The organism is Francisella halioticida (genome assembly GCF_002211785.1).
Taxonomy (GTDB): Bacteria; Pseudomonadota; Gammaproteobacteria; order Francisellales; family Francisellaceae; genus Francisella; species Francisella halioticida.
Genome location: NZ_CP022132.1, coordinates 1,427,577 through 1,445,995, shown reverse-complemented (window position 1 = coordinate 1,445,995; position 18,419 = coordinate 1,427,577). Strand labels below are relative to the sequence as shown.

Below are 18,419 nucleotides of genomic sequence, written 5' to 3'. Positions count from 1 at the left end.
ATAAGTGTGAAACTTGAGAGAGCTTTATTTTCAGTATCGTTAATAGTTATTTTTGGCTTGTGTTACGCATCATATATTGTAAAAGATGATGGTAAAAATATTAATGTTACAAATAAGCAAGCAAATTTGATTGATGATATTGAGATGCAAGAAGGAGAGGCTTTAAGCCAGAATCAAATTATTAATATTATCAATGCTAATAGCAGTTATAGTTTAAAATAAATATTAGACGATGTTTAAAAGAATACTTACTATATTAAATATTTCCCTAATATTTTGTATATGTAATATAGCTATAGCAAGTGATGTATCTCAAAAAGAGGATAGCTCCTTAGAGTTAAGTAATCAATATTCTCCTAATTTTATTAGAGCATTAGAATCTAATGCTTTTAGAAGAGTTTTTCCTAATGAAGATTTTATAGCTAATATAGCTCCTTTAAGTAATAGACAACAAGAAAAACAACAAGAGAAAAGTGCTCAGCAGGCTATTCAAGATTTAGCTGTAAAAGAAGGTGATGGTCTTACTAATAGTGAAAAAAGAGCAGTTGCGAAGAAAAGTATTGATAATAAAATCAATCAAGCACTAAATTATAATCCTATAAAAACTTCTTTCTTTAATGGTTTTAGGGTTAGTGAGACTCTTTCTTATGCAATGTTAAACACCCAGCAAGATACAAGTGATCCATTATTTATGCTTCAAGCTAGACAACAAGGTATCTTGGATGATAATTATATATATTTTGGTGCTAAAGTATCTTTACTTGATTGGTTTAGATTAAATAGAATACCTCCAGGGGGAGAAAATCAAGAGTTTTCATATGCTGTACATGCTTATGCAGCTTCAACAATATCTAAATGGTTTAGTGCGCTACTTGGCTTTACACTTTATCAAGATCATGGTGACGGATTTAATGTTACTCATGATACGATATATCTAATTGAAGGTAATTTATCAGAGAGTCCAATTTTTGGTTACGTTGCAAACTCAACAGTGATGTTTGGAAACTTTGATATTGTTTCTAACTATGTTCCTACTTTAACGCGAACATATTTTATGCAAGCTGGTGGGAATATCAATCTTTAGTATCATACTCAAGACTTACATTTAAATGCAGTAATATTAGATGCTAACCCTAGTAGTTACTTTGGTGCTACAAATGCTGGTAGTAAAAGTGGCGTAGGATTTAGTTTAAATGCTAAATATATCTATCAAATGGATAATGTAGGCGATTATCAATTTTTTGGAGCAGCTTATTCAAATGTCTCTGGTTTTCAAACTGCAAATGGAGGTAATGTAGGGTCTTTTGATATAAACTACGGTTAGCAATATCAGACATAAACTTTGAAGCAGAGGCTCTTATTACTGATAAAGGAGTAGGGGGAATTAATGACTCGTCTTCTGTTAGCCCACAAAATATTGCTGGAGTTCCATTTTTCGGATCAATAAGGCCTAGTTGCTAATTTGATATATGATGGCTTTTTAGGCTCGTGAGCTCCTCTAGCATCATGGTCAACTCAAGCCAGTTATACTGCTACAGTTTATAATAAAAGACTCATACCCTATGTTGATTATTCACAGATTCTCCAAAACACAGATAATTACTCTTATCAATATGGTGGAGGTGTTCGATATAATATTTTTTATGGCTCTTGGATTGGTTTAGATTATACAAGCATCAACTCACGTAGTACGCACTTTAATGAGAGACAAAATTATATTTCTTTAGACTATACATTATATTTATAGTGATCTATTGATATAATTATTGCTACAGGTTTTCTTTTGGTAAGAATTAATGTCTAGACAAATTTTTATAGATACTGAAACAACAGGGTTTGATTATAAAATTGGTAATAGAATTGTAGAGTTTGGAGCAGTAGAAGTTATTGATAGAAAAGTAACTGGAAATACGTTACATTTTTATTGCAATCCTGATTATGAAGTAGAAGCAGGGGCATTAGCTGTTCATGGTTTAACAAACTATTTTTTATCAGATAAGCCTTTTTTTGAAGAAAAAGCTGCCGAAATGATTGAGTTTATAAAAGATGGTGAAATTATTATTCATAATGCTGCCTTTGACGTACCTTTTATAAACTGGGAACTTGGATTATTAAAAGATAATAAGTATGGAACTTTGGAAAACTATGTTGTAAGAATAGTTGATAGTTTAGAAATTGCCAGAAAGAAACATCCATTACAAAAAAATAACCTCGATGCTTTGTGTAAGAGATATCATATACGAAATGATCATCGTACGTTTCATGGAGCCTTACTTGATAGTGAGTTACTAGCTGATGTATATTTGGCAATGACAGGTGGGCAAACAAACTTGATGTTGCAAACAGTAAAAACAACAAGTAAAAATAATATTGATATAGACATTAGTAAGCTAAATTTACGTAAAGCAGATGAGACAGTTAAGAATATAAGTGATCATCAAGAATATTTAGAGAATATATTAAAGTTGCAAGAAGATAATATATGGTAGAAAAAATAATGTTCTTAGAAGCTAAAAATACTGAGCTTATCTTAGCCGGTAAAGATTTCTTCGAAAGAGATTTATTTTTAGAAAAAGCTACATATAATGCATGGCTTACTCTTCAAAAAGCCGCTAAAATGAATCAAGTAGAATTATATATAGTATCAGGCTTTAGAAGTTATGAGTATCAACAGAAAATTATTGATAGAAAACTAGCTAGTGGACAAACTCTTGAACAAATCAGTAAAGTAAATGCTTTACCAGGACAAAGTGAGCATCACACAGGTAGGGCGATTGATTTAACTACGACTAATGAGAAAGAAGCTTTAACAGAAGAGTTTGAAAAAACTCCTGCTTTTAAATGGTTAACAGAGAATGCTCATAAATTTGGTTTTAAAATGAGCTTTCCACCTAACAATAAATATGGTTTTATTTATGAGCCTTGGCACTGGTGTTATCAAAATTAAAAAAATTAAAAAGCTCTTATTTTTATCTTGTTCTCTAATTATTTTGAATAGTTGTAGTAGTGTTAGTGTATCTAAAGATGTTAAAAAAGATAAAACAAATCTAGAGTTTGCCTCTACGAATTATCCTTGGATATTTAGTTCAGTACGTAAAAATATCATCGAATCTAACCTACAGGAAGCCATTAGTCAGAATAATGAAATAGGACGTGCTAAGGAGCTAAAAAATCTAAATGAGCTTGAAACAGGTCGACTTTTACAGTTAGATGGTAACTATCAAGGTTCAATAAAATCATATAATGAAGCACTAAAATCTGTACCAACAAATAGAAAAGAGTTTCTTAAAAAAACTAAGGCAATATTACTAAGTAAAGATACTTATAGTTATTATGATATTAAGTCAGCATACAATATTTCTGATTATGAAATAACTTTTTTATATACATATCAGGTGTTAAATTTTTTAAAAACAAATAATATTAAAGATGCTATAAAATCTTTATCTAGCTTAGATAATGCAAATATATGGTATATCCAACAGCAAGTTCTTAATGATGGAATGAAAGAGCTTGCAAAGAAAAGTTTAAAAGAAAATGATATAGCTGACAAAATACTTGGAATTCAAAACTTTAAAGCATTAAACCAGATGATAAAATTTTCAGGGAGAATTCCTAACTCATATGGAAATCCTATGAGCTATTATTTAAAAGCCATATTGGAGTCTGCAGTTTCTAAAGACTACCCAAAAGCAGTTTCTGATTTATCTAAAGCTAAGAACTATACAATTGGCAATAAATATCTTAATCAAACAGCAAATGAGATTCAATCAGCAATAGCTAGCCAGACATCACCTTTTCCTATGGGAATGGGTAGAGTAGTTGTACTTTATGAGCAAGGTCTTGTAAACGTAAGAAAATCAGAAAAAGTACGTTTAGATTTGGGAAATGTTGGTATAAAGAGGATAGAGTTTCCGATCTACAAGACAAGCTATCATTTCTTTGGCCCTAAGAAAATAATAATCTCTGTAGGGGATAGAAAACTTGTTGATACTTATACAGAAACACTTCTAGATGGCACTCTTTTTGCTATCAAATCTTTAGTGGAGGAGTACCCTAGAATTATTACACAAAATATTGTAATAGAGGCTGTAAAGCATGACTTTGATAAAGGGTTTGCATTAGGTGGATTGTTAGGAAGCCATCTAAAATTTAATCTTTCAAAAACAGATCCTAAACGAGCTGATTTAAGAAGTTGGTTATTGATACCAAATAGTGTTGATTTATTTGAACAAGAAATTGATAGTGGCAACTATACAATTCAGGTTAATAATATTCGTCAAAAAATAGATGTTAAGCAAGGTAAAACCACTTTGCTATGGATTGTAGATATTGGTAAATTTAAGAAAATTTATTATTTTATTATTTAAATATCACTTATTCTTAGAGTCTAAAAATTATTTTAGATAGTCAAAAATCACCTCACCAAATCCTAAGGTTACATCAGCAATAAAATGAGAGCCTTTAACAATTTCATTAACAGGTAGGTGATGAAGAGCCGCTTGTACATGATTGAACACTTGTAAGTCAACAGGCCCAGTCCAAGCCCCTTTAACAGGGAGAGTTTAGGATTAGTGTATGGATTTCAAAATTCTTAAATGAATACCATGGATTTAATACTGAGACAGTTGGAAATACAACAGTAGCTTTATTCTGGATTATGTAATGTGTGGGTGGTATATTAGGTATAGCATTGTTAAAGTTATATAATGTCAAAAATATTTTAAAGGTATTTCTAACACTACAGTTAATATCTTTAAGTTTAGCATTATTTGGTTCAGCAAATGTTTCATTAATATTTTTCCCTGTCTGTGGCTTTTTGACATCCATAATGTATGGGGGTCTTTTTTCATTAGGAATGAACTCTCTAAAATCTCATCATGGGACAATCTCTGGAATATTTTGTACTGGTATAATAGGTGGGGCTATAGTTCCTTTAATCGTTGGAAATATAGGAGATATCTTTGGTTTAAGAGTGGGAATATGTTTTGTTTATCTTACTATTATATTTATGCTATATGTTGCAATAACAGCAAAACCACTAGTAGATAACAAAACAATAAAGTTAAAAGAACTATTATCAACAAAATAATTAAAAACAAACATGATTAGAAAAGCTAGAAATTATAATAAAACTATTGTTGGTGTTGACATAGGTGGCACGAAAATAAATGCAGGAAAAATTGTTGGCGATACTTTATTAGAATCATTTTTAAATAAAATTCCAGCTAATTCAGAGAGTAATGCTCAATCAGTTATAGATGTTGTTATAGATACTATTTCAAAGGTTTTTTCTACTGAGGTTGAAGGCATAGGTGTAGGTATACCAAGTGTTGCAGATAGAGAAAGAGGCGTGGTATATGATGTTCAAAATATAAAGTCTTGGAAAGAAATTCATTTAAAAGAAATTTTAGAAAAAGAATTTAAAGTACCTGTTTTTATAGATAATGATGCAAACTGTTTTGCTATAGGTCAGAGGCTTTATGGTAAAGGTAAACAACATGAAAGTTTTGTTGGTATTACAATAGGTATAGGTATAGGTATAGGTATAGGTATAGGTATAGGTATAGGTATAGGTATAGGTATAGGTATAGGTATAGGTATAGGTATAGGTATAGGTATAGGTATAGGTATAGGTATAGGTATAGGTATAGGTATAGGTATAGGTATAGGTATAGGTATAGGTATAGGTATAGGTATAGGTATAGGTATAGGTATAGGTATAGGTATAGGTATAGGTATAGGTATAGGTATAGGTATAGGTATAGGTATAGGTATAGGTATAGGTATAGGTATAGGTATAGGTATAGGTATAGGTATAGGTATAGGTATAGGTATAGGTATAGGTATAGGTATAGGTATAGGTATAGGTATAGGTATAGGTATAGGTATAGGTATAGGTATAGGTATAGGTATAGGTATAGGTATAGGTATAGGTATAGGTATAGGTATAGGTATAGGTATAGGTATAGGTATAGGTATAGGTATAGGTATAGGTATAGGTATAGGTATAGGTATAGGTATAGGTATAGGTATAGGTATAGGTATAGGTATAGGTATAGGTATAGGTATAGGTATAGGTATAGGTATAGGTATAGGTATAGGTATAGGTATAGGTATAGGTATAGGTATAGGTATAGGTATAGGTATAGGTATAGGTATAGGTATAGGTATAGGTATAGGTATAGGTATAGGTATAGGTATAGGTATAGGTATAGGTATAGGTATAGGTATAGGTATAGGTATAGGTATAGGTATAGGTATAGGTATAGGTATAGGTATAGGTATAGGTATAGGTATAGGTATAGGTATAGGTATAGGTATAGGTATAGGTATAGGTATAGGTATAGGTATAGGTATAGGTATAGGTATAGGTATAGGTATAGGTATAGGTATAGGTATAGGTATAGGTATAGGTATAGGTATAGGTATAGGTATAGGTATAGGTATAGGTATAGGTATAGGTATAGGTATAGGTATAGGTATAGGTATAGGTATAGGTATAGGTATAGGTATAGGTATAGGTATAGGTATAGGTATAGGTATAGGTATAGGTATAGGTATAGGTATAGGTATAGGTATAGGTATAGGTATAGGTATAGGTATAGGTATTGGTATAGGTATTGGTATAGGTATTGGTATTGGTATTGGTATTGGTATTGGTATTGGTATTGGTATTGGTATTGGTATTGGTATTGGTATTGGTATTGGTATTGGTATTGGTATTGGTATTGGTATTGGTATTGGTATTGGTGGAGGAATAATAAATAATGGTTCCTTGCTAAAAGATTCTAATTGTGGAGCAGGCGAGTTTGGGATGTTGCCTTATTTGGATGGAATTCTAGAGGATTATTGTAGTGGACAATTTTTTATCAAAAAAATAGGTATTGATGGTTTAGATATTTTAAAAAGAGCCAAAAATGATGATAAAGATGCTATTGATATTTATAAACAGTTTGGCAAGCATTTAGGAGTTGCTATAAAATCGATAATGTATACTGTAGATCCTAAAGTTATTATATTAGCAGGATCAATAATTTCAGCAAGAGAGTATTTTGAGGATGCTATGTGGGATGAGGTACAGACATTTGCTTTTACTCAATCAATTAATAAACTTAAAATAGAGTGGTCAGAAACACAAGGTGACTTCCAAGTTTTTGGTGCAGCAGCTGTTTATTTAGATAGATGCAAAAATTTATAGTAATATTAATGATAATTGGAATAAAAGTATAAAACTTTTGGATGAATGAAACTCAAATAGAAATATTAAATTCTTTAGATGATCAGAAATACGTTAGTGGTCAAGATATAGCAGATAATCTAGGTATATCTAGGGCAGCTATATCTAAAAATATAAAAGCTCTTAGAGATAATTATCAAATACGTATATTTTCTAATTCAAAGATAGGTTATTTATTAGATGAAAAATTTGATCTAATAAAATTAGATGAGTTAAAAAAAGTTTTTAAAAATGTAAATTATTTTTACTCTATAGATTCTACATCAAAGTATGCTATTGAAAATCAGAATAGTTTCTCAAGTAATTCAGTTTTTATTGCTGAACATCAGACAGATGGCTTTGGTAGATTTAATAGAAAATGGATATCACCTTTTGGAAAAAATATTTATTGTACTTTGCTTGAAATAGTTGATCTTGATATATCTAAATTAAATGGTTTGTCTTTAGTTATTGCGATAAGTATTACTAAAATCTTAAATAGATTAGATTTAAATGTTAAATTGAAATGGCCTAATGATATTTATATCGATGATAAAAAAATAGGTGGAGTAATAATAAATATTTCTGCAGAAATAAATGATCAAGCTAAATTATTTATAGGTTTTGGCTTAAATGTGAATATGCAAAATAACCAAGATATTACAAAAAACTGGACTTCAATAAAATTAGAGTCTAATAGACACGCTAATAGAACGAATCTGCTTATACAAATAGTAAAGACTATAAGAGAAGATTTAGATGTTTTTAGTAAAGAAGGTTTTTCTTTTTTTAAGGAAGACTACGAAAAATTAAACTATCTCAAAAATAAAGAATTTACGTTGATATTAGCAGATAAAAAATTTGATAACTGTAAATATAAAGCTCTATCAGATATTGGCGAAATAATTATTGAAAATAATAATGGTTCTTATTCATTCTCTTCTGGAGATATTAGTATTTTAGATAGCTCTATAAAATCTAAGTAATTAGCATTTTCATGTATTTTTGCTATACATTTGTACCCTGAAAGCTTTTCAATTGTCTCTATCTGTTCATTAATAAAACTAACATCTTGATAGTTACAGTTAGCTACCCAACCAGTTAGTTCTACATTATGTCTATTAAGTTCATTAATGGTTAGTAGTGTGTGATTTATACAGCCTATTTTTATCGATGAAACCAATAGGACAGGTATTTTTAGAACTTTTATTAAATCAAATTGAGTAGTTTGATTTGAATATGGAGTTAATAATCCTCCAGCACCTTCGATTAAAAGAATATCAAGATTTTTATTATAGTTATTCTCAATAAAAGGTTTTAAATTTCCTAAAGAAATATTTGTACCAGATTTTGCAGCAGCTATATGAGGAGCAATAGCTTCTTCAAAAGATATTAAATTTATTTTATCAGGTGAAAATTTGTATTGATATGCTTTTAAAATATTTTCAACATCTTCACTTATATCGGAATTTTCACTTTTACCAGATGCCACAGGTTTTAAACAAAGTGATTTAATATTTTGTGACTCATAAGCTTTTATTAAATTAGTTGAAACATATGTTTTTCCAACCTCTGTATCGGTTCCTATAATAAAACATTTTTTCATAAAATTATTCCTTAAAACAAATAAATAAACCGATATGGTAATTAAGAGTAAATTGATTTTGATCTGAGCAGAGTTCTCTTATTTTTTTATAATTACAGTTAGCTTTATTTCCTGTATATGTATTTACTCCTGTAGACTTTAGATGACTAATAACTTCCTTAAAGCTATTAAAACTTTTATTTATATAAAAGCTATTGTTGTATAAGCAATTTAGATTAGCTTTTCTAATAAATTCTAAAATAGCTGATTTACTATGCATTTCATTTATACGAAGAATATCTTTTAGTTCATAAAAATTATTATCAAGAATTGTACTAAAAGCTAAAATTGAATAATTATTTAATTTTTTTGCGATATTTTGGGTTAGTTCTTCAAAGTTTTGACTCCATTGAAATGACATGTTTGAAAAAATTAGATCATAATCATTGCTTATTATATTTAGATCTTTATCAAAATTAAGTTTAAAAGCATTTAGGTTTTTTATTGCTGTAGAGTTTTTTGGTAGAGCAATATCACCAATATCAATTTTTTCAGGGTTGAAGGTTTTTTTTAACTCTAAAGGTTCCGAAAGATCACGAACTCCTAAATTTAATATATTATTTATATGGTTATAATTTAGAAGTTTTGAGTATTTTAATGTTTGTGCTAAAAGCATTTGGCGAACTTTATTTTGAACAGTACATTTTTTTGAGTATTCATTTGCTTTAGAAAAATTGGTTTTAACTTCATTATATATATCCATAGCTTACCTCCTTAGAGATAATTTCTAGAGCTTTTTGGATTTGATTTGGCGTATTACTTGTATGTAATGATAATCTAAGAATAGCGTGATTCTTAGGAACTGTTGGATATCTAAAACAAGAGACTGAAATATTGTTTGTATAAAGCTTATTTTTTAAGTTCATAGCTAAATCATTATCGTTTATCAATATACTTTTAATGGGCGATATATCATTAGATAACAGTTTCAGATTTTTCTCTTTGCACAAGTGGTTAAAGAGATCTATATTTTTATAAAGTATGATTCTTTGATTATCCGCTAATTTTAAATTTTCTAATTGTAAAATAGAAGCTTTTAATATTAGAGGTGGTAGGGCAGTAGTATAAATATAGTTTCTAGCAAACTGGATTAAATATTCAGCAATCTTGTCAGTTGTGCAAACCATTGCACCAACACCTCCAAATGTTTTACCTAAAGGAAATATACTAATAGGGCAATCTTTGAATGTTAGCTCATATTTATTTATACAACCTTTTCCATGTTCTCCTAAGATACCAAAACTATGTGCTTCATCAACAATTAATCTATTTTTAGCTATATTTGATATTTTATTTAATTGACTAATTGTTCCAGAGGTACTAAAAACTCCTTCAGTAGTTATAAAACTTTTATTATCATAAACACTATCTAGATGAGCTAATTTTTGGTGCCTATATCTTTTGAGTTTAGCTTGTGAAAGTTTAATTCCATCAATAATTGAAGCGTGAATATATTTATCAGCAAATATTGTTTGATTTTTATCAAATAAAGTTGAATAAATAGCTAAATTTGCCATAAAGCCGGAGCTAAAAAATATAGCCCTGGGATAATTGACAAATTCTGCGAATTCTATTTCAAATTGTTTAGTTTCATCAGTATAACCACAAACAACATTGGATCCTTTACTACCAAAGCCGTATTTATCAAATCCGGAGATTATAGCTTGTTTTAGATTAATAGAGTCAGATAAATCTAGATAGTCACTGGTAGTAAAATCAACGCTAGTTTTGTTTTTCTTAATATCGTGGGTAGTTAGTTCTCTTAATAAATTATTTTTCTGATATTGAATATATTTATTTTCTAGATTTATCATGGTATGTGTTTAAGCTGTTAATCCTAATTTTGATAATAGGTAGTTATCTGAATTCACAGTAGCATTATTTTCAGTTAGAAGTTTATTACCATAAAAAATTGAATTAATACCAGCAAGAAAACATAGCGTTTGAGTCTCTAAAGACATATTTTCTCTACCTGCAGATAATCTAAGTCTGGCTTGAGGAAAAAGGATCCTTGTTGTTGCTATAAATCTCACAAGCTCAAAATTATCAATCTGAGCTTGAGAATATTTGTCACCTAGAGGAGTGCCTTTGACTGGTATTAAAGTGTTAATTGGAATGCTTTTAAGTGGAGAAGGTAATGCTAATAATTCCAATAATAGACTAAGTCTATCATCTAGAGATTCTCCCATACCTAATATACCACCACAACAAACATTTATATCTGCATTAGCTATATTTCTTATAGTTTCAATTCTTTCATCAAACTTTCGAGTTGAAATTATTTTAGGATAAAAGTTTCTTGACGTGTCTAAATTATGATTATAATAATCTAATCCTGCTTGTTTTAATTTAGTTGCCTCATCAGCATTAATACTTCCTAAAGTTACACACGTTTCTAATCCAAGCTGCTTTACTTCAGATATAATATTAGCGACTTTATCTAAATCTTTTTTAGGAATATTTTTCCAAGCAGCTCCCATACAGAATCTTTTTGAGCCATTCTCTTTAGCTTGTTTTGCTTCTTCTAAAATATTATCTAAATCTAGTAATTTATGCTTTTGTACTTTTGTATTGTAGTGGCCACTTTGTGGACAATATTTACAGTCTTCTGGACAGGTTCCAGTTTTTATACTTTTTAATGAGCATAACTCTATATCATTATTAAAATTTTTCTTATGTATTTCTAGAGCACTTAATATTAGTTCAGTAAGAGGTTTATCATAGATTGCTTTTATTTGTTTTAAATTCATTTTTATGTAGCTTATATTTAAGGTTGTAAATTATTGTATATCTTGTATATAATTTATGTCAACCTAAAAATCAACAAACGGTTTACAATGAAGTATAGTACTAATATATGGCATCCTTGTACACAAATGAAGGATTTTGAGCAAATTCCGCCCCTAAATATTAATAAGACAGAGGGGAGTTATCTATATACACAGGATAATAGAAAGCTTTTTGATGCTATATCTAGTTGGTGGTGTAAGTCGTTAGGACATCGACACCCATATATTGTAAACAGACTAAAAAAGCAGCTCGATAGGTTTGAACATACAATATTTGCTAATACAACTAATGATGAAGTAGAACATTTTAGTAAAAGAATATGCAAGCTAACATCAATGGATAAAACCCTATATGCTGCAGACGGATCATGCGCTGTTGAAATTGCTCTAAAAATGACTATACACTTAAGACAAATTAGAAATCAGACCTATAAAACTAAATTTGTATGTTTTGAAAATTCTTATCATGGTGAAACATTAGCAACCATGAGTGTTAGTGATTGTGGCTTATATTCAAAACCATATGAGTCTTTGTTATTTGATAGTTTAACTATAACTGATATACCGTATGTAAAAGGGAAAAATGATCCTTTATGGCATAATGCTGAACAAGCTTGGCATGAAACTCAAAAATCCTTAGAGAAGAATAAAGAAAGCATTAATGCATTAATAGTAGAGCCTATATGTCAAGGTGCTGGTGGTATGTTGCTATATAGTAAAGATTATCTTAATAGATTGTGCAAATGGTGTAAGCAAAATGATGTTTATATTATCTTTGATGAGATAATGACAGGAGTCGGAAGGTTAGGTAAGTTATTTGCTTTTGACTATTTGGAAATTTTGCCAGATTTTTTATGTATTTCAAAAGGTATTACATCTGGTACGATACCGTTTAGTGTTACTCTCACAAAAAACCAATATTATGATATGTTTTATAAAGATAAAATTTCAGAAGCATTTTTACACTCACACACTCATAGTGGTAATATTTTAGGAGTAGTAACAGCAAATAGTGTTTTGGATATTTTTGAGCAAGAAAATATACTACACAATGTAGATGAGTTAGAGAAAATAATGTTAGCTTCTTTTTTAGAAATACAACAGGAAATTCCAGTTTTTAAAAATATTAGAAATCTTGGTGGTATGATAGCAGCTGATTTAGATATAAATAAATATAGATTTGGTTTTGATATATACAAAGAGGCTATCAAGCTAGGAGCTTTGCTTAGACCACTTGGTAATACCATCTATTGGTTACCACCTTTAAACTCTAAACTAAAAGATATTATTACTTTAAAACAAATCACCAAGAAATCTATAAAAAATGCTATTGAGAAACTTTAATAAAAGCTACTTAAATAGGTTGTAATGTTTGATCAAAGTAAGTCTAAGAAGTCAGTGACCATTTTAATCAATGGGCAAAAGGATAGTTCAATCCAACAGATGATGTTTAGTGATAGTTTGAGTCTGAGATAATTTAAAATTTAGTAAATTGACTATACCTTTATCATTGCTATTCTCAAGCAAATAAAAAGGTTCTAAGTTGAAAGAATATGTAATCCAAAATTAACTTTCCATAGCTATCTGATTAACTAAAAATTCACCTAAAATTTGTTATAAATTATTCTATTAAATAGTACTTTGTATTTGTGATTTTTAGAAGTTAGAATGAAATTAGACATTTTGAAAAATAAAAAGTTTCGCCACTTACTGTGTAGGTTTTAGCGACACACTTTTTGCATGGCTCCCCCTGCAGGCAGGGACTTCTCTTAAGAGGATAATGGTATGCGGAATTATCAATAACTTAAAAAATTCCCCTTTGGTATGAAGGGGTGGCAGTCATAGACTGGCGGGGTAGTTTTTTTAAAAGAATTTTTAGAAAGAGTAGGAGATCAGATGAAGTTTAAAATTTATTATTAACAATTATATTAGTAATTCCAGCAATGGGATATTGTGGATTTATAGGTTGGATAACTGGATATCCAGAAGTTAAAACAGAAATTAAACAAAACCTTGAGAAAATGTATCAAGGAGATGAGTTTGAGGTAACTAGTGTTAGTTATTCAGATAATCTTAAAGGCTATAACTTCAAAGCTACAGATATCACCAGAGATATAACAAATAAAGGCTCATATTTCCCTCAAACTAATACTATATGGGCAAATGGTTTTATGTGGAGTGTTGTATTAGGACAATGGCGAGATATATTTGAACCGTATATAAAAAAGATAAGTAATAATTATTTGATTATTGGAGGTATAATGTCCCCAGAAAAAGCTACTGATTTTAGAAAGATTTTTATTCCTAGATGTTAAACTTAACTAGATAAATTAGGAAATAGATAAATGAGTAAAAAAAGAGTAACGTATACAGCTGATTTTAAAGCTAAAGTAATTATAGAATTGCTAGAAGGCGATATGACAGTTAATGAGATAGCAAGTAAGTATGATTTACTTCCTAAAAACGTGCATAATTGGAAGCAGCAATTTTTATCTAATGCTTGCTTAGCATTTGATAAAAGCTCTGTTGTTAAGGAGTATAAGCAGGAAATAGATGAGCTTAGAAAAGATAAAGATGCAACAAGTAAAGAACTAGGCGAGGTAATAGTAGAGAGGGATTTTTTAATGGGAAAGCTAAAAAGCTTGGTATCATCAAATGATAGAGTAAACTCTGTAGATACTAAGCTAGAATTATCTTTAAATAATCAGCTTAAACTATTATCTGTATCTAAGAGTGTGTACTATTATACACCAATATCAAAATTTAGTAGTAATGATGATATTAAACTATTAAATGCAATAGATTTGATACATACTAAACATCCATATTATGGTACGAGAAGTCTAGTAAAGTTGCTAAATAGATTAGGATTTCTAGTTGGAAGGAAGCTAATCAAAAGTGCTATGGAATTCATGGGTATTAAGGCATTGTATCCTAAAAAAAAGAGAACTGTCATTAATAAGCAACACAAGAAATATCCATACTTACTTAATGTATTTAAAAATGAGACGAATCAGGTTGTTATAGATAAAGCTAATAAGGTATGGAGTGCTGATATCACGTATATTAGACTAGAATGTGGGTATGCATATTTAGCAGCTTCATCTTTAAACTCTTTTGTATATCTCATCTTGTCTCCTTTTCTTAACACCTAAGTGTCCCAAATAGGAGGGTATGATCAGTTCAGATATAATCACAGGAGGTCAAGGTGATGATGTTTTAGCTGGAGGGGCAGGGTCAGATACTTATGAGTACTCATCTGGTGATGGCAATGATACTAGCAACTTAGCTGGAGATGGTTCTACAGATATACTCAAGCTAAATGATATCTCAAAAGATGATATATTATTCTCAAGAGTAGATGATGATTTACAGATTAACTTCCAAGATCAGCTATCATCAATAATTGTAGATGATTATTTTGAGTCACAATATAATAATGATTCCCTTATTATAGATGCAAATGATGAGTTTCAAATGTTGTTAGCCGCTAATGCAAATAAGATGTCTGAAATACTAGCAGCAAATACATCTAGTGAAGATATAGATGGAGGTAGTGTAGATGGCAGTAACCAAATTACCACACAAGTAGATGCATCACAATTAGCTGACCTATGGATGCCTAAGGATAAAACAGGTAGTTAGAATAAAATTTGAAATAATATCTATATTTTATTATTAAAATATTCTCTATCTGCTATATATATTGTTTTAATAGCTTTAGCATAAATATTTTTTTGTAAATCTTCATAACATACAGGTAAACTAACTATTGATTTATTTTTGATTTGTACATCTTGTTTAATGTTAGCTATAATTTGTTTAGATAATAAAAATCTTGCATATACAATGCTATGATCAGTGATTGGCTTAAGGTAGTCTATATTTGCTGACAAGTCCCATACAACATAATCTTCACCAAGGATTTTACATAATTGCAAAGGGTAGATTGGGTCTAATGAAGAATATATTGCTCCACCAAAACCCGTACCATGATAGTTTTTAGTATTTTCATTTAGATTAAATTTTAGATGAACTTCAAGAAAATCATTAGATACAAATATTATTTCACCACCAGTTGCTACAAAGGCTGGTAGCTCATTAAACCTTGCTATAAGTTGAGTTGATTTATCGTCAGATTTTTTATCTGTTTTAAAAACTGGGTTCATATTAATTACTAGTATTTTTTACCTTTTATTAACAAATTCTACAACTTTATCTAGAGCTATTTTAGCATTTGGTAATGGGCTAATTCCAATTATAGTCATAAAACCATGATACATTTCATCATCGTAATGTGTTTCAACTAAAGTCCCTTGTTGTTTTAATTTATCTTCATAAGCATAAATTCCATCTATTAAAATATCATGAGTAGCTGCTACTATTAGAGTATCCGGTTGCTTTATTGCTTCATAAAATAAAGGAGAAATTTTTGGATCTCTTAATCTCTTTGGCTGAGATAAAATTTTATCACCAAGATAGGCTTTAAGCATCATTTCACACCATTCTGCAGTTAGATGGTATTTATATTCATTAAATTTATGAGTACTTTCATATTTTGTATACATATCAACAGCTGGATAAAATAGGATTTGAGCTTTAGGCATGTTTTGTTGGCGTTCATGGCAAATTATAGCCACAAGATTTCCTCCAGCACTATCTCCCATAGCAAAGATATTCTCAGAGGCTATATCAAATCTACTAATATTTTTATATAACCAATCATAAGCAAATAGTGCATGATCAGCAGCAATAGGATACTTATGCTCAGGAGCTAAACCATATGCTAATGAGAATATGTCAAAGTTTCCCTTATCACAAAGATAACGACACACATGGTCATAAGTATCTATCGAGTTTAGACACCAGCCACCACCATGAATAAAAAGTAGCGCTTTACCATTTGGTTTTTTAGACTTATAGTGTCTTAGTATAGTATTATTCCCTAGTTTGATATCTTCTTCGAGAATATCAGGACGAGGAATTCTTTTAATTTGGCTAATAGATAAACTTTTAAAAATTTCACGCTGTTCTTTTAAGTCTATTTTTTTTATTCTTCTAATTTCTGGAGTGTCAAAGATTGCTTCTAAACTTGGGTGGTATGACATAGTTATTCCTTATTAAATCTTATGTATTCTTATAATTTCAATATTTATTTTTTCTAACTTTTTTGAGAGTTCTCTAGTTGCTCGATCTAAGGATTTTAGATTATCATCTTTTGTTAATCCTAAAATAGATGGTTTACGTGAATGGCCAATTAATGCTTTTAAGTCTAATCTTTCTTTTATTTTAATAAAATTCTCTAATAAATATTTAGCAGTATCTGCTTTTTTACCAAAGCCAAAACCTACATCAAAATAGATATTTTCTTTTGCTAAACCATTATTTATGAGAATTTGCTTTTTTTCCTCAATATATTTACATATATTATCTATAGCATTTTGTTTATTTAGATACTGATCTCTATCTGTTATACCCAGATTATGAGTTATTACATATTTCTTATTATATTTTGCAATTAACTTGGATTTTTGCTCAATATCATTACATTCAACATCATTTACCATCCATATAATATCATGATGTTTCTCCAAGATTTTGTGCATAACATCTAATTTACGTGTATCGATGCTAATTAATGGTTTATATTTTAAATTTGCGGTATTAGATTTTATATACTCTAGAAAAATATTGAGCTTTTTAAACTCTTCATCTACCGATATTACTCTAGCATTTGGTTTAGTTGATTCTGCCCCAATATCTATAATTTCAGCACCATTTTCGATAAGTTCATATAAGTTTGATTCGCGACGATCATCATCAAAATGGCCATCAGAGAAAGACTGATAAGATAGGTTTATAATGCCCATACGCATAGTATTTGAATGATTTTGTTTAAGTTTTTTAATCTTACCAAGCTCTTTTAATTTAATATTAAGATTTATATCTACTTTTTTAGGATGATACCAGCCTTTGGATAACTCTAGTAAAGGGGCTAAAGCAAAGTTACGATTAATTAATTCTTTGTGAGGGATTATAAGCTCATCTGTTTCTAGAATCAGATCTTCAGCAGCCAAAATATCTAGATCAATAATTCTTGGTGACCATACAGGAGCATTTAGATCTCTGCCAATGTCCTTTTCAATATTTTTTAATACTACCAAGAGCTCAGAAGGTGATAATGTTGAACTAATTTTTATAGCCGTATTTATAAAATTAATATCCCAGTCTTTAGGAGCATTTTCTTTAAGTAGAGCCTTACTGCTATATAATCCAGCTTTTTTTAGTATTTTTATATTTTGGTTAACGCTTAGAGCTTCTATTGCTAGATGAATATTCTCAAGTGTGAAACCTATATTTGTACCAATTCCTATAATATACTGCATACTAATCCCTAATAATAAAACAAGCAGATTTTATTTGTGAAACAGGAGGCGCTTTTATAAGTTTCAAGTACTTTATTTTTACATCATTATATTTTTTTTGAATAAAAAGAAATATTTGCTTAGCTAAGTATTCAATAAGATTATAATTAATATTATTACAGAATTTTTGGATATTGTTTCTTAAGGTATAGTAACAAATAGTTTCTTCTAAATCGTCAGTATCACTAGCAGAGTAGTTCTGATTAAATTCTAGTTCAATATCAAGCTTAATCATTTGCTTGTGAGCTCTTTCTTCCTCAGAATATCCTAAGCTGACATAAATTTCTAGTTCATTTAAAAATAAAGATTGTTGCATTTTATTAAAAGAAATTAAATATTAA

The 18,419-nt window shown here is 29.4% G+C and carries 18 protein-coding genes and 4 pseudogenes; 13 read left to right on the top strand and 9 right to left on the bottom strand.

Annotated elements, in window-relative coordinates; translation table 11 throughout:
* The first annotated feature begins 6 nt into the window (after nucleotides 1–6).
* The 5 genes and pseudogenes from CDV26_RS07760 to CDV26_RS07735 all read left to right on the top strand — a co-directional run bounded on the left by CDV26_RS07760 (nucleotide 7) and on the right by CDV26_RS07735 (nucleotide 4,370).
* Nucleotides 7–222 (top strand): hypothetical protein, encoded by a 216-nt coding sequence (locus CDV26_RS07760; protein WP_088773477.1) that lies wholly within the window; start codon nucleotides 7–9, stop codon nucleotides 220–222.
* Nucleotides 223–325: 103 nt separating this feature from the next.
* Nucleotides 326–1,747 (top strand): annotated as a pseudogene (locus tag CDV26_RS14050) (hypothetical protein); the annotation flags it as partial.
* Between the two features lie 49 nt (nucleotides 1,748–1,796).
* Complete coding sequence (gene dnaQ, locus CDV26_RS07745) at nucleotides 1,797–2,489, top strand: DNA polymerase III subunit epsilon (protein WP_088772790.1); 693 nt, start codon at nucleotides 1,797–1,799, stop codon at nucleotides 2,487–2,489.
* On the top strand, nucleotides 2,483–2,947 hold the full coding sequence (locus CDV26_RS07740) for a M15 family metallopeptidase (RefSeq protein WP_088772789.1): 465 nt from the start codon (nucleotides 2,483–2,485) through the stop codon (nucleotides 2,945–2,947). Before dnaQ ends, CDV26_RS07740 begins: the two co-directional genes overlap by 7 nt.
* A complete protein-coding gene (locus CDV26_RS07735; RefSeq protein ID WP_088773476.1) occupies nucleotides 2,916–4,370 on the top strand; it encodes a COG3014 family protein in 1,455 nt (484 codons plus the stop codon). Before CDV26_RS07740 ends, CDV26_RS07735 begins: the two co-directional genes overlap by 32 nt.
* Nucleotides 4,371–4,397: 27 nt before the next feature.
* Here the strand turns inward: CDV26_RS07735 and CDV26_RS07730 are convergent, their stop codons facing one another.
* The gene (locus CDV26_RS07730) at nucleotides 4,398–4,520 is read right to left on the bottom strand and encodes an acetoacetate decarboxylase family protein (protein ID WP_245806415.1); all 123 of its coding nucleotides are present in this window, start codon (nucleotides 4,518–4,520) and stop codon (nucleotides 4,398–4,400) included.
* Nucleotides 4,521–4,570: 50 nt separating this feature from the next.
* Here CDV26_RS07730 and CDV26_RS07725 point away from each other — a divergent pair.
* The 4 genes and pseudogenes from CDV26_RS07725 to CDV26_RS07700 all read left to right on the top strand — a co-directional run.
* Nucleotides 4,571–5,092, top strand: a pseudogene (locus CDV26_RS07725) (MFS transporter); the annotation flags it as partial.
* A 12-nt stretch (nucleotides 5,093–5,104) separates the two neighbouring features.
* Nucleotides 5,105–5,551: pseudogene (locus tag CDV26_RS07720) on the top strand (ROK family protein); the annotation flags it as partial.
* 1,173 nt (nucleotides 5,552–6,724) lie between these two features.
* A pseudogene (locus tag CDV26_RS12495) lies at nucleotides 6,725–7,201 on the top strand (ROK family protein); the annotation flags it as partial.
* 41 nt (nucleotides 7,202–7,242) lie between these two features.
* On the top strand, nucleotides 7,243–8,205 hold the full coding sequence (locus CDV26_RS07700; RefSeq protein WP_088772788.1) for a biotin--[acetyl-CoA-carboxylase] ligase: 963 nt from the start codon (nucleotides 7,243–7,245) through the stop codon (nucleotides 8,203–8,205).
* Here the strand turns inward: CDV26_RS07700 and bioD are convergent.
* The 4 genes from bioD to bioB are packed head-to-tail and all read right to left on the bottom strand — an operon-like array spanning nucleotide 8,148 to nucleotide 11,614.
* Nucleotides 8,148–8,825 (bottom strand): dethiobiotin synthase, encoded by a 678-nt coding sequence (bioD, locus tag CDV26_RS07695; protein WP_088772787.1) that lies wholly within the window; start codon nucleotides 8,823–8,825, stop codon nucleotides 8,148–8,150. The genes CDV26_RS07700 and bioD overlap by 58 nt on opposite strands.
* Before the next feature lie 4 nt (nucleotides 8,826–8,829).
* Nucleotides 8,830–9,567 carry a methyltransferase domain-containing protein gene (locus CDV26_RS07690; RefSeq protein WP_088772786.1) on the bottom strand — a complete coding sequence of 246 codons (738 nt, stop codon included), beginning with the start codon at nucleotides 9,565–9,567 and terminating at the stop codon, nucleotides 8,830–8,832.
* A complete protein-coding gene (locus CDV26_RS07685) occupies nucleotides 9,554–10,678 on the bottom strand; it encodes an aminotransferase class I/II-fold pyridoxal phosphate-dependent enzyme (protein ID WP_088772785.1) in 1,125 nt (374 codons plus the stop codon). Before CDV26_RS07685 ends, CDV26_RS07690 begins: the two co-directional genes overlap by 14 nt.
* 9 nt (nucleotides 10,679–10,687) lie before the next feature.
* Entirely contained in the window at nucleotides 10,688–11,614 is a 927-nt protein-coding gene (bioB, locus tag CDV26_RS07680; protein ID WP_088772784.1) for a biotin synthase BioB, read from the bottom strand.
* Between the two features lie 87 nt (nucleotides 11,615–11,701).
* On the opposite strand from bioB, the gene bioA reads away from it, so the two are divergent.
* The 4 genes from bioA to CDV26_RS07660 all read left to right on the top strand — a co-directional run bounded on the left by bioA (nucleotide 11,702) and on the right by CDV26_RS07660 (nucleotide 15,298).
* A complete protein-coding gene (bioA, locus tag CDV26_RS07675) occupies nucleotides 11,702–12,997 on the top strand; it encodes an adenosylmethionine--8-amino-7-oxononanoate transaminase (protein WP_088772783.1) in 1,296 nt (431 codons plus the stop codon).
* A gap of 599 nt (nucleotides 12,998–13,596) precedes the next feature.
* Complete coding sequence (locus tag CDV26_RS07670) at nucleotides 13,597–13,968, top strand: hypothetical protein (protein ID WP_088772782.1); 372 nt, start codon at nucleotides 13,597–13,599, stop codon at nucleotides 13,966–13,968.
* A 30-nt stretch (nucleotides 13,969–13,998) separates the two neighbouring features.
* A complete protein-coding gene (locus CDV26_RS07665) occupies nucleotides 13,999–14,808 on the top strand; it encodes a transposase (RefSeq protein ID WP_088772781.1) in 810 nt (269 codons plus the stop codon).
* 19 nt (nucleotides 14,809–14,827) lie between these two features.
* Nucleotides 14,828–15,298: a hypothetical protein gene (locus CDV26_RS07660; RefSeq protein WP_088772780.1), complete on the top strand. Its 471-nt coding sequence runs from the start codon at nucleotides 14,828–14,830 to the stop codon at nucleotides 15,296–15,298.
* Between the two features lie 20 nt (nucleotides 15,299–15,318).
* Here the strand turns inward: CDV26_RS07660 and CDV26_RS07655 are convergent, their stop codons facing one another.
* Genes CDV26_RS07655 through CDV26_RS07640 form a run of 4 tightly spaced genes read right to left on the bottom strand, consistent with a single transcriptional unit; the run spans nucleotide 15,319 to nucleotide 18,394 of the window.
* On the bottom strand, nucleotides 15,319–15,822 hold the full coding sequence (locus tag CDV26_RS07655) for a PaaI family thioesterase (RefSeq protein WP_088772779.1): 504 nt from the start codon (nucleotides 15,820–15,822) through the stop codon (nucleotides 15,319–15,321).
* An 18-nt stretch (nucleotides 15,823–15,840) separates the two neighbouring features.
* On the bottom strand, nucleotides 15,841–16,761 hold the full coding sequence (gene bioJ / locus CDV26_RS07650; protein ID WP_088772778.1) for a pimeloyl-ACP methyl ester esterase BioJ: 921 nt from the start codon (nucleotides 16,759–16,761) through the stop codon (nucleotides 15,841–15,843).
* 12 nt (nucleotides 16,762–16,773) lie between these two features.
* Entirely contained in the window at nucleotides 16,774–18,039 is a 1,266-nt protein-coding gene (folK, locus tag CDV26_RS07645) for a 2-amino-4-hydroxy-6-hydroxymethyldihydropteridine diphosphokinase (RefSeq protein WP_088772777.1), read from the bottom strand.
* A 1-nt stretch (nucleotide 18,040) separates the two neighbouring features.
* Entirely contained in the window at nucleotides 18,041–18,394 is a 354-nt protein-coding gene (locus CDV26_RS07640; RefSeq protein ID WP_088772776.1) for a dihydroneopterin aldolase, read from the bottom strand.
* Nucleotides 18,395–18,419: the final 25 nt, after the last annotated feature.

Bases quoted from the DNA above. Each gene is read 5' to 3' on its own strand.
- CDV26_RS07670 (WP_088772782.1), top strand. From the start codon at position 13,597: ATGGGATATTGTGGATTTATAGGTTGGATAACTGGATATCCAGAAGTT.
- bioJ (WP_088772778.1), bottom strand. From the start codon at position 16,761: ATGTCATACCACCCAAGTTTAGAAGCAATCTTTGACACTCCAGAAATT.
- CDV26_RS07740 (WP_088772789.1), top strand. From the start codon at position 2,483: ATGGTAGAAAAAATAATGTTCTTAGAAGCTAAAAATACTGAGCTTATC.
- CDV26_RS07655 (WP_088772779.1), bottom strand. From the start codon at position 15,822: ATGAACCCAGTTTTTAAAACAGATAAAAAATCTGACGATAAATCAACT.
- CDV26_RS07665 (WP_088772781.1), top strand. From the start codon at position 13,999: ATGAGTAAAAAAAGAGTAACGTATACAGCTGATTTTAAAGCTAAAGTA.
- bioA (WP_088772783.1), top strand. From the start codon at position 11,702: ATGAAGTATAGTACTAATATATGGCATCCTTGTACACAAATGAAGGAT.
- CDV26_RS07700 (WP_088772788.1), top strand. From the start codon at position 7,243: ATGAATGAAACTCAAATAGAAATATTAAATTCTTTAGATGATCAGAAA.
- CDV26_RS07685 (WP_088772785.1), bottom strand. From the start codon at position 10,678: ATGATAAATCTAGAAAATAAATATATTCAATATCAGAAAAATAATTTA.
- bioD (WP_088772787.1), bottom strand. From the start codon at position 8,825: ATGAAAAAATGTTTTATTATAGGAACCGATACAGAGGTTGGAAAAACA.
- folK (WP_088772777.1), bottom strand. From the start codon at position 18,039: ATGCAGTATATTATAGGAATTGGTACAAATATAGGTTTCACACTTGAG.
- CDV26_RS07735 (WP_088773476.1), top strand. From the start codon at position 2,916: ATGAGCCTTGGCACTGGTGTTATCAAAATTAAAAAAATTAAAAAGCTC.
- dnaQ (WP_088772790.1), top strand. From the start codon at position 1,797: ATGTCTAGACAAATTTTTATAGATACTGAAACAACAGGGTTTGATTAT.
- CDV26_RS07640 (WP_088772776.1), bottom strand. From the start codon at position 18,394: ATGCAACAATCTTTATTTTTAAATGAACTAGAAATTTATGTCAGCTTA.
- bioB (WP_088772784.1), bottom strand. From the start codon at position 11,614: ATGAATTTAAAACAAATAAAAGCAATCTATGATAAACCTCTTACTGAA.
- CDV26_RS07660 (WP_088772780.1), top strand. From the start codon at position 14,828: ATGATCAGTTCAGATATAATCACAGGAGGTCAAGGTGATGATGTTTTA.
- CDV26_RS07690 (WP_088772786.1), bottom strand. From the start codon at position 9,567: ATGGATATATATAATGAAGTTAAAACCAATTTTTCTAAAGCAAATGAA.